General features: G+C 66.8%; 11 protein-coding genes. 5 read left to right on the forward strand and 6 right to left on the reverse strand.

The features are described from left to right. Nucleotides 1-366 precede the first annotated feature (366 nt). The 3 genes from WDB66_RS07610 to WDB66_RS07620 form a co-directional block, all read right to left on the reverse strand. Entirely contained in the window at nt 367-2,508 is a 2,142-nt protein-coding gene (locus tag WDB66_RS07610; RefSeq protein WP_339397938.1) for a putative bifunctional diguanylate cyclase/phosphodiesterase, read from the reverse strand. Nucleotides 2,509-2,510: 2 nt separating this feature from the next. Next, complete coding sequence (locus WDB66_RS07615) at nt 2,511-3,437, reverse strand: phosphate/phosphite/phosphonate ABC transporter substrate-binding protein (RefSeq protein WP_339397939.1); 927 nt, start codon at nt 3,435-3,437, stop codon at nt 2,511-2,513. Between the two features lie 132 nt (nt 3,438-3,569). Next, nucleotides 3,570-4,346, reverse strand: coding sequence for an RNA methyltransferase (locus WDB66_RS07620; protein WP_339397940.1), 777 nt, complete (start codon nt 4,344-4,346; stop codon nt 3,570-3,572). Between the two features lie 138 nt (nt 4,347-4,484). Here WDB66_RS07620 and WDB66_RS07625 point away from each other — a divergent pair, with 138 nt between their 5' ends. The 5 genes from WDB66_RS07625 (at nt 4,485) to WDB66_RS07645 (ending at nt 10,435) form a co-directional block, all read left to right on the forward strand. Then, nucleotides 4,485-5,309 (forward strand): inositol monophosphatase family protein, encoded by an 825-nt coding sequence (locus WDB66_RS07625; RefSeq protein WP_339397941.1) that lies wholly within the window; start codon nt 4,485-4,487, stop codon nt 5,307-5,309. A gap of 127 nt (nt 5,310-5,436) precedes the next feature. Continuing rightward, complete coding sequence (locus tag WDB66_RS07630) at nt 5,437-6,102, forward strand: peptidylprolyl isomerase (RefSeq protein ID WP_339397942.1); 666 nt, start codon at nt 5,437-5,439, stop codon at nt 6,100-6,102. A gap of 40 nt (nt 6,103-6,142) precedes the next feature. After that, the gene (lpxH, locus tag WDB66_RS07635) at nt 6,143-6,874 is read left to right on the forward strand and encodes a UDP-2,3-diacylglucosamine diphosphatase (RefSeq protein WP_339397983.1); all 732 of its coding nucleotides are present in this window, start codon (nt 6,143-6,145) and stop codon (nt 6,872-6,874) included. Nucleotides 6,875-7,544: 670 nt separating this feature from the next. Continuing rightward, the gene (locus tag WDB66_RS07640) at nt 7,545-9,389 is read left to right on the forward strand and encodes a hypothetical protein (RefSeq protein WP_339397943.1); all 1,845 of its coding nucleotides are present in this window, start codon (nt 7,545-7,547) and stop codon (nt 9,387-9,389) included. Nucleotides 9,390-9,643: 254 nt separating this feature from the next. Beyond that, nucleotides 9,644-10,435, forward strand: a complete 792-nt coding sequence (locus WDB66_RS07645; protein WP_339397944.1) for a hypothetical protein — start codon at nt 9,644-9,646, stop codon at nt 10,433-10,435. Here the strand turns inward: WDB66_RS07645 and WDB66_RS07650 are convergent. The 3 genes from WDB66_RS07650 to purE form a co-directional block, all read right to left on the reverse strand. Further along, nucleotides 10,429-13,074 (reverse strand): tetratricopeptide repeat protein, encoded by a 2,646-nt coding sequence (locus WDB66_RS07650; protein ID WP_339397945.1) that lies wholly within the window; start codon nt 13,072-13,074, stop codon nt 10,429-10,431. The genes WDB66_RS07645 and WDB66_RS07650 overlap by 7 nt on opposite strands. A gap of 109 nt (nt 13,075-13,183) precedes the next feature. Then, nucleotides 13,184-14,347, reverse strand: coding sequence for a 5-(carboxyamino)imidazole ribonucleotide synthase (locus tag WDB66_RS07655; protein ID WP_339397946.1), 1,164 nt, complete (start codon nt 14,345-14,347; stop codon nt 13,184-13,186). After that, nucleotides 14,344-14,850, reverse strand: a complete 507-nt coding sequence (gene purE / locus WDB66_RS07660; protein WP_339397947.1) for a 5-(carboxyamino)imidazole ribonucleotide mutase — start codon at nt 14,848-14,850, stop codon at nt 14,344-14,346. Before purE ends, WDB66_RS07655 begins: the two co-directional genes overlap by 4 nt. Nucleotides 14,851-14,868: the final 18 nt, after the last annotated feature.

A 14,868-nucleotide genomic window follows, 5' to 3' on the forward strand; every position in this document is an offset into this window, starting at 1 on the left:
ACAGATGCCCGAAATCCGATTACAGGCAAGGTCGCTCCCATGGGGTTTCGGTGGAAGGGCGTAATCTGCGTGATCCCTTCGCGCGCCCTGCGTGATCTCCCTTCGCGCCCCCTGCGGGTGCGCTCCTACAACATCGTGTCGCATCCACCTTGGTAGGAGCGCACCCGCAGGGGGCGCGATTCCCTGCCAACACCACGGCCGGATGGTGGGCCTGTTCGGTCAGCAGGAATCCCTATCGCGGGCAGGTCCGCTCCGGCAAAAGCAGCCGCAGGCCATGCCGTTTCCCGTGGAAGAAGCCTTGGCCGCGATGGGGTTTTCCCATGCTGCCCCGCCATCCACATGCCGCACACCATCCAGACGGATCAATCAGTCGGATGGCCTGACCGGCGCCGGTTCTTCACACAGCGCCGCCAATGCCGTGCTGCGCATCGGGCGGCCGAGCCAGTAGCCCTGGGCGCAGTCGCAGCCGCGCGCACGCAGGGCCTCGTACTGGCCTTCGGTTTCCACGCCTTCGGCGGTGACGGTGATGCCGAGCGAGTGCGCCATCGCGATGATGGCCGAGGTCAGCGCCATGTCGTCCGGGTCGTCGAGCAGATCGGCGACGAAGCTGCGGTCGATCTTGACGCCGTCCACCGGCACCCGGCGCAGGTGGCTCAGGCCGGAGAAGCCGGTACCGAAATCATCCAGCCAGATCTTCACGCCGTGGCCGCGCAGGCGGGTGCAGGTGGCGATGGCTTCGCTTTCGTTGGAATACATCGCGGTTTCGGTCAGCTCCAGATGCAGTCGGCGCGGTGCCAGGCGGCTGCGGCGCAACTGGTCTTCCACCATTATCGGCAGTTGCCCGTGCTGTAGCTGGCGGGCCGAGACGTTGACCGAGACGAACAGCGCCGGCCCGTGCACCGGTTGCGGCCAGGTGGTGGCATCCAGGCAGGCGGTGCGCAGCACGAATTCGCCCAGCGCGTCGATCTGCCCGGTCTGCTCGGCCACGGTGATGAACAGTTCCGGCGAAATGTTGCCGCGCTGCGGGTGTTCCCAGCGCAGCAGTGCCTCGGCGCCGACGATGGTGCCGTTTTCCAGCGAATAGATCGGCTGGTAGAACACCGACAGTTCCTCGCGCTCCAGCGCCAGGCGCAGGTCCTGTTCCAGCTGCATCTGGCGTTCCACCGCCAGGTCCATGTCACGGGTGTAGAAGCGCCAGCAGTTCTTGCCGTCGAGTTTGGCGCGGTACATCGCGATATCGGCGTTCTTCAACAGCGCCGCCGGAGTGTCGGCATCGTCCGGGTAGAGCGTGATGCCGATCGAGGCCGCCAGCACGATGCTGCGCTCATCCACGATGATCGGGCGCGAAAGTTCGGCCAGGATGCCTTGCGCCAGGCGCGCGGCGCGTTCGCGCACCCGTTCACCGGACATCAGCACGACGAATTCGTCGCCACCGAAGCGCGCCATTTCGCCCCGCCCCAGGCCCACCGCGTCGATCGCGATGCGCATGCGGGTGCCGAACTGCACCAGCACCTCGTCGCCGGCGTCGTGGCCCATGGTGTCGTTGATGCGCTTGAAGTCATCCAGATCCACGAACAGCAGCGCCAGTTGCAGTTCGCCGCGCTCGGCCACCTGCACCCGGGTGTTGAGGATTTCGCGGAACGCGGCGCGGTTGGGCAGCCCGGTGAGCGCGTCGCCATAGGCCAGACGGCGGATATCGCGATCGTGCTGACCGACGTTTTCGCTCATCTGCACGAAGGCCGCTTCCAGATCGCCGATCTCGTCCTGCCGTGCCGACAGCGGCCATTCGACCAGGTAATTGCCCTGCCCGAGCTGCTGCGCGGCATGCGCCAGACGCTGGATCGGCCGCACCAGTCCGCGCGAAATCAGCCAGGCGGTCAGCAATACCAGCGCCAGCAATCCGGCGGACAGGCCGGCGGCGATCGCCAGCATGCGCTGCTGCAGATTGCGTGCGCTGCGTTCGACCGCGACCTGGGCCTGCTGCTCGAACACCAGCGGTGCACTCATTGAAATTCCCACGCGGATGCCGCCGATGCGTTCCTGCCCCAGATGCATCGGCACCGCAGCATCGATGATGCCCTGCTCCGGCGCCATCTGGATGATCGCCTCGCTGGCCGCGATGGCCTCGGTCGCCAGTGCATCGCCCATGCGCTGGCCGAAACGCGGAATGTCGGCACTGCCATCGTGCACGATGCGGCCATCGGCATCGTAGATCAGCACATAGGCCACTTCCGGCTGCTGCAGGGCCGAGTGTGCGGCCTCGCCGATCAGCGCCAGATCGAAGTAGTAGAACGGGTTGATCGTGGCCTCGGCGATCATTTCGGCAATCGCCAGCGCGCGCCGCTGTTCACTCTGCAGGCTGGCTTCGTGGATCGCCTGGCCGCTGATCTGCAACAGCCGGTCCACCCCGGCCGACTGTTGCCGCCAGCCGGCAAAGCCGACCACCAGGCACAGCAGCACCGCCACCAGGACGATCAGCCAGAACTTGGTACGCAGTCCGAAGCGCATCGTTATTCCAGCCGCCCGCGCACAAGGTCGACATCACCGCGCAGGCGCGACAGCCCCTGCTTCGTCTGCTCGTCCAGCGGCACGAAGCCACGGGTATCGAAGAAGCGCGCCAGCGGCTCGCGTGCGGCTGGATCGTCGGCCGCAGCCAGCAGCACTTCGCGCAGGCGTTCGCGCACCTTCGGGTCCAGATCCGGCGCCACCACCTCGATCGCGCGCGGCACCGGCTGGCTTTCATGGAACACCACCAGTTCTTCGCGGAAACTCTGCGGCAGCGCGGCCAGACTGGCCCAGTCCAGGTTGGAGAACGCGCCGGCATCGACCATGCGCTTCTGCACCCAGGTGGCGACGTTGCTTTCGCTGCGTGCGAACACGTAGCCGGCGCGCCCGGCCGCCGGACGATCCAGCGGCGACAGCAGCACGTCCAGTTCCAGCCCAGCGCGCAGCATTTCGGCTGCCGGGATCACATAGCTGCTGGTCGAATACGGGTTCTGGAACGCGATGCTGCGGCCCTTCAGCGCCGCCAGCGAATCGATGCCGCTGCCGCGCCAGGTGAAGAACACCGAATGGTAGGCCACGCCGCCGCCGCGATCGGTGGCCAGCAGCAGCCGGGCGCCGACGCGGTCGCGGTAATCCACCGCCATCACGGCGGTATCGCTGACCCAGTCCACGCGCTGGCGGCGCAGATAGCTCTGCATCTGCACCGCATCGCGCGCCATCAGGATGCGGCCTTCGCGGATGCCGACCGAGCGCATCCGGGGCACCACGTAGTCCAGCATCGGTTGCAGCGCCTCGGCGTGCTGCTTGGGGTTGTCGCTCACCCGTCCCAGCACCAACACTTCGCGCGAGGCCGATTGCCCCGGCTGTGCCATCGCCGGCCACCACGGCAGCACGGACAGCATCAGCAGCAGGCAGGTGGCCAGACGCGACATGGAGTGGAACCGATCCGGAATCAGGCGGAAATTCCGCCAAAGCCTATCCGATAGCCTTGACGCCGGATAGCAGCAGCTGATGCGGAGCCGCTGTACGGCGACGCACGGCGGATCGCAGTGCGAACGGTCGCATCACGCCTTCCCGGACTCGCGCGCGATCCGCGCCATGCGCTGCGCATCGGCGAAGATGCCGCGCAACACCCGCACCTCGCGCTGGTCCGGCTGCGCCCGCAGCAGCAATTGCCGCAGGCGGCGCATCACCGTGCCCGGTGCGCGCCCCTTGTGGAAATCGATGTCGTCCAGCATCTGTTCCAGATGCCCGAACATGCCTTCCATCTGCGCCACGGTGGCCGGCGGTTCGTCTTCCGGCGCCTGCGGCACAGGCTCACCGGCCAGCGCGGCGCGCGCCAATGCCTCACGCCGCAGCTCCCAGCTGAGCACTTGCACCGCCGCGGCCAGATTCAGCGAGCTGAATTCCTCCACCGACGGGATGTGCACGGCGGCGTGGCACAACTTCAGCTCCTCGTTGGTCAGACCGGTGCGTTCACGGCCGAATACCAGCGCGGTGGCGCCCGCCGCACTGGCCTGCCAGATGCGCGCGGCGGCATCGCCCGGAGCGTATTCATCCATCACCACGCTGCGGCGGCGCGCGGTGCAGCCCATGATCCAGCGGCAATCGGCGACGGCTTCCTCCAGCGTGGCGAACACACGCGCCTGTTCCAGCACCTGGTCGGCACCGGCCGCCATCGCGCTGGCATCGGCGTGTGGGAAGCGCTCGGGCGCGACCAGATACAGCTGTTCCAGCCCCATCGTGCGCATCGCGCGCGCGGCGGCGCCGATATTGCCCGGATGCGAGGTTCCCACCAATACGATGCGCACCTGCCGGTACGCGCTTGTTGCATCGCTCACGCTGCTTTCCTGTGATGACCGCCACGGCGGCCCGGGCAAAAGAGCGGACCTGAAGCGACGGGATTTGCTAGAATCCGCGCCCGTCCTGCGCCTGGCGCCGGACCGGTTCTTTCCCACTTTCGACGTACTGGAATCCGCATGCAGAAGCCCGCGGTCAACATCATGGTCAAGGCCGCACGCGCGGCCGGAAACATCATCCTGCGCCATGTCTCGCGACTGGACGGCCTCAACATCGTCGAAAAAGGACGCCAGGACTACGCCAGCGAAGTGGACGCGCTGGCCGAGAAGGAAATCATACGCGAGCTGCGCCGCGCATTCCCCGACCACGCCTTCCTCGGTGAGGAAAGCGGTGCGCTGGGGCAATCGCGCAACACCTTCGTCATCGATCCGCTCGACGGCACCAGCAACTTCCTGCACGGCATCCCGCATTACGCGGTGTCGATCGGGCTGCTGGAAGGCAATGAGCCGATGCACGCGGTGATCTACGACCCGCAGCGCAACGAAATCTTCACTGCCAGCCGCGGCAGCGGCGCCTTCCTCAATGATCGCCGTATCCGCGTGACGGCGCGCACCGAACTGGAAGGCGCGATGCTGATCACCGGCTTCGCGCCGCGCGAGCGCAAGCGTCTGGCGCCGCAGCTTGAGGCAGTACGCAACATGCTGGACGAGGCGGAAGACATCCGCCGCACCGGTTCGGCCGCGCTGGATCTGGCCTATGTCGCCTGCGGCCGCGCCGACGCCTATTTCGAAGCCGGGGTGAAACCCTGGGACATCGCCGCCGGCATGCTGCTGGTGCGCGAAGCCGGCGGACGCTGCCTGGATTTCCGTGGCGGCAGTGACAGCCTGCGCAGCGGCCACATCGTGGCCGGCAACCTGCGCATGACCGATCTGGTGCAGAAGCGCATCGTCGACAGCGGCTATGCCGCCGCCTTCGATACCCGCGTGGCCGATCGCACCGCCTGATTTCCGGCGCTCACCGGCGCCGCACACATCCCGTTGGGCTGCGACACAGCCAGCAGCGCGACAACGGCGTTAAACTTCTCCGCTCCGCACCCTGCGGGTGCCCATTCTCAAACTTCGGAGTCATCGAATGTTCCTGCGTAACCTGCTGATCGCCGGCCTGATGCTGCCCACACTCGCCCTGGCCCAGGACACCGGCACCGCCGCCGAGACCGTTGCCGCCGAGACCGTTGCCGCCGAACCGGTTGCGACCGAGCCGGCCCCGCGCGTGGCACTGCACACCAATCTGGGCGACATCATCATCGAGCTGGATCCGGTCAAGGCGCCGCTGTCCTCGGAAAACTTCCTGACCTACGTCAAGGACGGTTTCTACAACGGCACCGTGTTCCACCGCGTGATCGACAACTTCATGGCGCAGGGCGGCGGCTTCACTGCCGATCTGCAGCAGAAGCCGACCCGTGCGCCGATCCGCAACGAGGCCAACAACGGCCTGTCCAACCTGCGCGGCACCATCGCCATGGCACGTACCGGCGACCCGCATTCGGCCAATTCGCAGTTCTTCATCAACCTGGTCGACAACCCGCGTCTTGACCACGTCAACGAGCAGAGCGGCATGACCTGGGGTTATGCGGTGTTCGGCAAGGTGGTCGAAGGCATGGATGTGGTCGACAAGATCCGTGCAATCCCGACCGGCGGCCAGGGCCCGTTCCGCACCGATGTGCCGACCCAGGCCGTGGTGATCGAGCGCGCCGAAGTGCTTGCGTCGGCGCCTGCGCCGGCCGACAGCGCTGAATAATCCGCGTTCCGGGGCGCGCATGGACACCGGTGACGGTCGCCTGCGCGCCCTGTTCGTTTCAGACCTGCACCTGGATCCGGACCGGCCGCAGATCACCGCGCTGTTCCTGGCTTTCCTGCGCGACGAAGCGCGCAAGGTGCCGCAGCTGTATATCCCCGGCGACCTGTTCGAAGCCTTCATCGGCGATGATGATGACGCCGAACTGCCCGGCGCCGTGGCCGATGCGTTGAAAGCGGTCGCCGATGCCGGCACCCGCATCGGCTTCATCCACGGCAACCGCGATTTTCTGGTCGGACGCGACTACGCCGCGCGCGCCGGCTTCGACCTCCTGCCCGATCCCTGCGTGATCAGCCTGTGCGGCCAGCCGACGCTGCTGCTGCACGGCGACCTGCTGTGCTGGGACGACACCGCCTACCTCAAGGTGCGCCAGCAGGTGCGAGATCCGGCCTGGCAGCAGGCATTGCTGGCCCGCCCTCTGGCCGAACGCCGCGCCTTTGCGCAGGCCGCGCGCCAATCCAGCGCCGCACACCAGCAATCGATGAGCTCGCTCGACATCGGCGATGCCACGGCACCGGCGATCGAGGACATGTTCCGCCGCTACGGCGTGACCCGCATGATCCACGGCCACACCCACCGCCCCGCGATCCATGAGCTGGCAGTCGACGGCGTGCCACGCCAGCGCATCGTGCTGGGCGACTGGTACGAACAGGGCAGCGTGCTGCGCGTTTACGACAACGGCCATTGCGAACTGGCGGGCCTGCCCACGACTTGATGCTCTGCATCGTCGGGAACGCACCATCACCGCAACGTCAGCTCCGCCGCGTTGCGGGAGCACGGCTGCGAGCACTTCATAGGTTGGTGGTGAGTACAGCGAATCCCAACGTGCGAGAACCGGCCAGGTAACGCGCGGGAGCCGGCAGGTGGGTGCGTGGTGGTCAAACAGATGCCACGTTGCTGATTTGCCAACGTCGGAGTTCGCTGTACTCACCACCAACCTATGCAGACTGCCAGCTGCACGCAGGCATCGGATATTTCCCCGGACAATGCTCGTCGTGCGGGCCGCCGCAGCACAGCCGGGCCCATCCAATGGCGCCAACAACTCATCCCAAGCCATTGTTCTGAAATGAATTTTCCAACTTCCTCGCAGTTTCATCGCATTTTCATGACTTCGACGGGCCATGCCGCCAACGTCCCTGCGTCCTTGAGCACCGCAGGAGAAGTCCATGCCCGGCCCGCCCCTTTCCCACTGCACGTTTTCACCTCTTTTCCGGCTTGCCGCCGTGCTGGCCGTCAGCATGCTGAGCTGGAGCATCAGCACCGCAGCCCTGGCATCTCCATCTCCGGATGTGGAGCCACCACCACGGCCCACCGCCACCGAAGCGCTGGACCAGCAGCGCCCGGCCGGTGTCAGCGATGACATCTGGCTGGCGCTGCGATCGGCCGTGCTGGAAAGCAAGCTCACCCCTCCCGACGGTTACCTGAACGACAGATTCGGTTTTTCGGTCAGCCTGTCCGGCAACTGGGCCCTGATCGGTGCACTCGGCGATGACAGGGTGGGCACCAATGCGGGTGCCGCCTATACGTTCGAGCTGGTGAACGGCAGTTGGACCCGAAGAAGCGTGCTCACCGCCCAGGACGCTGCCCCGGGCGATGCATTTGGCTGGTCGGTCAGTCTGGCCGGTGATCAGGCATTGATCGGCGCACCTTTCAAGAACGACGGCGCCGGGGCCGCCTATGTGTTTCGCCGTAATGACCGGGTCTGGACCCAGGTGGCCAAATTCCAGCCCTCCACTACAGGTGAACACAGGTTCGGCACCTCGGTCGGCTTGGAACGTCTGCGGGCGGTGATCGGTGCACCCCGCCCCGAAGATGGCGCGGGCGCAGCCTACGTCTACGACCGCAGCGGCTCAACCAACCCCACCTGGTGGCTCGACGCCACGCTCACCGCTGCCGATGGCGCGGCCGGAAACTCCTTCGGCCAGGCCGTCAGCCTGGACGGCAACCGCGTGCTGATCGGTGCGCCAGGCACCCACGGTGGCGCTGGCGGCAATGCGGGCGCGGCTTATGTGTTCGACCGTGCCGGCAGCTGGAATCAAACCGCCAGATTGAACGCTTCGGGCGGCGGCGCGAATGATCGCTTCGGCGGTTCGGTCAGCCTGGATGGCGACCGCGCCCTGATCGGCGCTGCCGGTGCCGATGGCGGCGGTGGTCTCAACTCCGGCGCCGTCTACGTGTTCGACGCCTACGGCAGCAACTGGTACCAGACCAGCAGGCTCACCGCCTCCGATCCGGCGCCGCATGGCTCGTTCGGCATTTCAGTCAGCCTCAACGGTAACCAGGCCCTGATCGGCGCCACCCATGTCGAACAGATCGGCAGCAGTTTCAACGACCTGGGCGCGGCCTACCTGTTCAAACACTACGGCCATCTCTGGAGCCAGGTCGGCAGGCTCAGCGCCTCCGATGGGGTGGTAGAAGACTGGTTCGGCCATTCTGTCATTCTGCACGGTGATCGCGCCTTGATCGGCGCCTCGCGGGCCCCGAGCGACAACGCTGAACGCTCCGGTGTGGCCTATGTGCTCGACCTTGCCGACACCGCTGCCAACGGTGCGCCGTTGCTGCTTGCCGATTTCCAGGACAAGCCGCTGAACCAGCCCATCGGCAACGGCGGTGCAGCCGTCGGAGAGCCGGTACAGATCCCGGCCGAGCTGGACGCCCTGGTGCGCGGCGGCGTCGTCACGGAGCGGAGACTGCTGGAGCTGACCTGGGCCGATCATGCGCTCTCGCCCGCCCTGGTCCGTTTCCATTGGCTGGATGAAGCGGAGGTCGACAGCGGCACGGTCACCGTCTCACTGCGGCTGACTCCGGTCCAGGGCGGAAGCTTCGCCGTGCATCTGCGCGAATCGCAGACCTCGGAAAAGCTGTTCGGCAGCCTGCGGCTGTTTGCGGACGGTTCCGCCAACATCTCCGATGCCAGCGGCGACGGCGAGCTCGTATCCATCCCCGGTTTCAGCTGGTCGTACGGCCGTTCCTACCTGGTGGAATGGACGTATGACCTGGATGCGGGCCGCTACGATTTCTCCATCGACGGCGTGCGCCACTTTGAAGGCCGCCCGCACAACGTGGAACAGAACGGCCGGGGACTGGGCGCGGTACTGGTTGGAATGCACGCCCTGTCCTACCCCGATTCGCAGCTCTATCTGGACGATGTCCGGGTGAGTTGGTCCGCCACCAACGACATTTTCGCCGATGGGTTCGAAGCCGTCCCCGGCCTGCCGAGCGCCCGATGACGGGCCGGGGTCGCAACCGCGGCGCCACCGCGATGCTTTGTCATCGTGGCGCACGTCGCCGGCCCCTGCCCATCGGTGCCCGCCCACTGCGGCGCCGGCTTCTGTCGCTGCGAAAACCGGCAGCACGCTGGGTTGCAACTCATTGTTTCATATCAGAAAAATGAGCCCATCGGAAATTTCACGGCATTTTCATGACATCCCATGACCTGTCCATACACCGTAACGGTGTCCTTGATTTGATGCAGGAACACACCATGCCCGACGCCATTTTCTTCCCCCACAACCCGTCCTGTCCGCGCCGCCGCGCAGGCGCATTCAGCCTCATCGCGCTGCTGGCCGCAGTGCTGTGCTGGAGCATGTCAGCCGGCGCGCAGGAACTGCTGCTGGCCGCCGATTTCGATGACAAGCCATTGGACCAGCCGATCGGCACCGGCGGTGCAGCATTGGGCGAGCCGGTAAGCGTCCCGGCCAGAATGGATGCCGTGGTACGCGATGACGTGATGTCTGGCAAGGCATTGGCCATCAGCTGGAACACACCCGGGACTGGCGCCGGCAGCGCCCGATTCCAGTGGCGTGACGACATGGAGATCCGTACCGGCACCGTCTCCATCTGGCTCCGCGTCACTCCAGGGATGGCGCCTGCCGAAGACTGGGTCGGCGGCTATCCGGTAAATCTGCGAGAAGCTGGATCCTCAGCAAAAAGTTTCGGCACCCTGTACTTCAGTCGAACCAGGACGGCCAGCGTCTCCGATGCCACGGGCGGCCCTGCCACCCTGCTTTTCGGATTCACCTGGTCGCCCGGCGAGTCGTATCTGATCGAATGGGTCTACGACATGGACGCGGGCACTTATAACCTGTCCATCGATGGCCAGCCGTACATCAGCAACCGCCCGCACAATGTGGACATGGGTGATCGTGGCTTGGGCGCACTACTGGTCGGCATTGGAAGCTCCTCACACCCCGACTCGCGCATCGATGTGGACGACATCCTGGTGACCTGGTCGGGCGAAGGCATATTCGCCGATGGTTTTGAGCCCATTCAATAAAGCAGCAGCGGCGGCACGCCTTCGGTGCCGATGCCCTGCCGTTCCAGTACCTCCAGCGCCTGTCGACCGGCATCGCCACCGGCAAGCAGGTCGGCACGCAGCGCCAGCAGTTCATAGCCGATGGCACGCGCCGCTGCGGCCACCTGCGTCGCCAGCTCGGTGCGGCCCCGCTCGCGCAGCATCACGCGCAACAGGTCCAGGCGCAGCGACGCCATCGCATCGGGATGGGCGATGAGCTCGGCTTCCAGCTGCTCCAGCAGGCGTGAGGCGGCGGCGCCTTCGCGTTGACGTTCCAGCACCGCCGCCAGCAGCAGCCCTGCCTGGATCGCGGCATGGGCATCGCCGGCCTCGGTCATGTCACGCCGCAGCTGGCGGGCGGCCTGCTCGGCCCGGGCCAGTTGCCCGGCACGGGCTGCCAGCTCGGCCAGATCCAGTTCGCTCATCCGCACCCAGTCCGGCAAGCCGGCCGCTTCCCGCAATTCCCGTGCGCTGCGGAAAGCGCTCTGCGCCGATTCGATATCACCGCGCAACGCGGCCAGACGCCCGTGCGCGGTGAGCAGGGCGGCACGTGGCTGCGGACTGCCCGCGTGCGGGTCCGGATCGGATTCAAGCGATTGCGCAGCTTCGCCAAGACGGGCCTGTGCCAGCAGCAGCTCCGCCAGGCTGGCGCGTGCCTGCCGGGTGTGATCGGTGCTGCCGATGCGTTCAAACGCTTCCAGCGCCTCGGCAAAGCGTGCCCGGGCCTCGGGCAGGCGGCCGCTGCCGCGATCCTGCACCGCCAGATTGAACTGCAAGCGCGCCACATCCGGCCACGAGGCCAGCTCGCGGAAAGCGGCCAGTGCCGCCTGGTTGCGTTCGCGCGCCGCCTCCCGGCGCCCGGCACGGCCGTCGACTATGGCCAGGTTGCTCTGCGCCAATGCGGCACCGCGCCGTTCGCCTGCGCTCTCGAACAGACGCAACGCCAGCTCGAACTGTTCACGTGATTCGTCATCACGGCCGGTGCGGCCATACAGCATGCCCAGCTGGTTACGCGCCGAGGCTTCGCCAAGACGGTCTCCGGCCTGGACATAGGCCGCCAGCGCCGCCTCGCTGGCGAGCAGTGCCGCCGGCATGTCGCCGCTGTGCTGCAGCGCCAGCGCCAGCACGTCACGCGCGTTGGCCAGTTCGCGGATGTTTCCCTGCGCCTCCAATGCCTCGATCAGCGATTGCAGGCGGGCGACCGCCTGCTCTGCCTGGCCTGCCTGGATCTGCACAAAGGCCGCCTGGCGCTGGGCGCGGGCCGCCATTTCATCCTGCCCCAGTGCCTTGGCAGCGGTGGCGGCATGTTCCAGCCGGGTTTGTGCGGCGGCGTAGTCGCCCTCTTCACGCAGCAGGATCGCGCGCAGTTTTTCGGCACGCAGGGCATGGATGTCGGGCGCCTGCCCGTCGCCTGCTTCCGGCATGTCAGCGAGCAGCAACCGGGTTTCGTCGGGATGTCCCAGCAGCAGCTGGGCACCGGCCTGTTGCAGACGGCTTTGCAGACGCTGGGCGTGTGTGCGTGCCAATGCCTGCGCCGCGACCGCCGCCTCCAGCCGCGCGGGATGATCACCCCGGGCCTCGGCCAGGCGTGCCTGCGCCATCGCTACACGCCATTCGTCCAATACCGGCAACGGCTGCGCTGCCACCGTCTCCAATGTGGCGGCCGCCTCACGCAGCCGGCCCTGCGCCAGTTGCGCATCGAACAGGTGCAACGCGGTTTCCGCATCGCCGGGATCCAGCTGCGATACGGCGGTCAGATGCGTGACCGCATCATCCCAGCGGTAGTCCAGGGCTGCGCTGTAGGCGGCAATGCGCAACTGCTCGACGCGCGGCAAAGTGCTGGCGGCGTGTTCGGCGGCAGCCATCCAGGCACGGGCGCGGGTGATCGCACCGGATTGTGCAGCGGCCCGGGCCAGCGCGCTGAGCGTGGCGACGGCCTCGGGTTCGCGCGCACGGCTGCGTTCCAGCCATTCCCGTGCCTGCCCCGGATCACCGGCATGCAACGCGGCCAGTCCCTGCTGATACCAATGCCGGGCCTCGGGCTCATGCGGTTGGCCGACATCGGCGATGGCAGGCCCCGTTCCCGTCGTCTCCGGAGCGAAGGGCTGGCTCCGTATCCACAGCAGCGCGCCTGCCAGCAGCAGCAATGGCAGGACGGCCCACCACCAGCGGCGCGGGGATGGTGTGGTGGGCGTGGCGGGCAGGTTCGTCGGTGGCGCTTCGTGCGGCTCGGACGATTCGGGCTGTGCTTCAGGCGTTGCGTTGGAGGCCGTCACCGACTCCGGCAACGGACCTGTCTGTCTGCTCCGCGTTTCCATCCGCACCGGCGCGATGAAGCGATACCCGAGACGGTGGCGGGTTTCGATGAAGCGTGGCTGCTGTGGCACATCGCCCAGGGCATTGCGGATTTCCCGGATCGAATGGGTCAGCACTCCGGGAGTCACCGCCTGATTGCCCCAGACCTGGTCGATCAGTTCGTCATGCCGCATCAGGTTGGGCGCGCCATCCAGCAATGACTGCAAAACGCGCGCACTCATCGGGCGCAAGGTGTGCTCACCCTGCGGGCCGGTCAGCGATAGATTGTCGGCATCGAACACGAAGCCGGCAAAGTGATAACGCATGGCCGCAGTCTATCGGACCTGCCAATGACCGTGCCGGAGCGCGATCCGACACCAGCCGGCAGCCGGGAACGAAGCTGCGTCGTACCGGCGTAAGTGTCGAAAAAGCGGGTCAGCCGGCCCGCAAGCAGGAGATCGCCGGCGCCACCTGTGCTTCGCGGCCCAGTGCCTTGCCGGCCTGCTCCAGGGCATCGGCCAGCGGGGCGGCATCATCGGCACGCAACGTGGCATGGCCGATCTTGCGCCCGGCACGCGCGGGCTTGCCGTAGTCGTGCCAATGCGCGCCGGGCACCGCAAGCAGTGCGCGTGCATCGGGCATGTCACCGAGGAAGTTCAACATGCAGGACATCCCGCGCGCCGCCGTGCTGCCCAGCGGCCAGCCCAGCACTGCACGCAGATGGTTTTCGAACTGTGAAGTTTCCGCGCCTTCAATCGTCCAATGGCCGGAGTTGTGCACGCGCGGCGCCATTTCGTTGGCCAACAGGCGGCCATCGACTTCAAACAGCTCCAGTGCGAACACCCCGACGTAGTCCAGATGTTCCGCCAGCGCCCGCGCGTATCCGATTGCCTGCTTCTCGATTTCCGGCGCCACCCGCGCAGGTGCCAGGCTCAGCGACAGCACGCCATCGACATGCCAGTTGCGGGTCGGCGGCCAGCAGCGGAAATCACCATCGCGCCCACGCACCGCGACCACCGACAACTCGCGCTGGAATGGCACGAAGGCTTCGAGAATCAAGCCCACGGTGTCCGCCTGCGCGCCAAGTGCAGCCCAGGCCGCATCCGCATCGGCGGTACTGCGCAGCCGGAACTGGCCCTTGCCGTCATAGCCGAAACGGCGCGTCTTCAGGATCGCCGGCGCGCCGAGTTCAGCGAGCGCGGCATCCAGCCCGGCACGATCATCGACCGCGGCAAATCCCGGCGTCGGGATGCCGAGGCGGTTGAAACAGGTTTTCTCGACCAGCCGGTCCTGCGCGGTGGCCAGCGCCGCGCTGCCCGGATGCACCGGCACGCGCGTGGCCAGCGCTTCGATCGAGGCCGCCGGCACGTTCTCGAAATCAAAGGTCGCCACCGCCAGCCCGTCGGCGAATTGCGCCAATGCCGCGACATCGTCGAAGCCGGCCACGCGCAGCGGCGCCAGCCCCGCCGCGCAGGCATCGGCATGCGGATCGATCACGCGGAAATGCAGCCCCAGCGGCAGCCCGGCCAGCGCCATCATGCGCGCCAGTTGCCCGCCTCCCAGAATCCCGACAGTGGGCGCGGAAGCGTTCGCGCTCATGGACGCGAAGGATCCGGATGCGCCAGCACATCGGCGGTCTGACTGGCGCGGAAGTCATCCAGCGCCTGCCGCACCTGCGCATCACCACCGGCCAGGATCGAGGCCGCGAACAACGCCGCATTGACCGCACCGGCCTGCCCGACCGCAAACGTGGCGACCGGCACGCCAGCCGGCATCTGCACGATGGAAAGCAGCGAATCCAGCCCGTTCAGCGCGCGCGACTGCACCGGCACACCCAGCACCGGCAGCGGCGTCATCGACGCGATCATGCCCGGCAGATGCGCGGCACCACCGGCCCCGGCGATCACTACGCGCAGACCGCGCGATTGCGCGCTTCGGGCGTAGTCGAACAGCAGCTCGGGCGTGCGGTGCGCGGAAACCACACGGGTTTCGAACCCGATTCCCAGCGCCTCCAGGCGGGCGGCAGCATGCTGCATCGTGTCCCAATCCGAGCGCGATCCCATCACAAGACCGACGAGCGGCGGCGGTGACGTCTGGTTCATCCTGAAAGTCCTTTCGAG

The organism is Denitratimonas organivorans, from assembly GCF_037478135.1.
Classification (GTDB): domain Bacteria; phylum Pseudomonadota; class Gammaproteobacteria; order Xanthomonadales; family Xanthomonadaceae; genus Denitratimonas.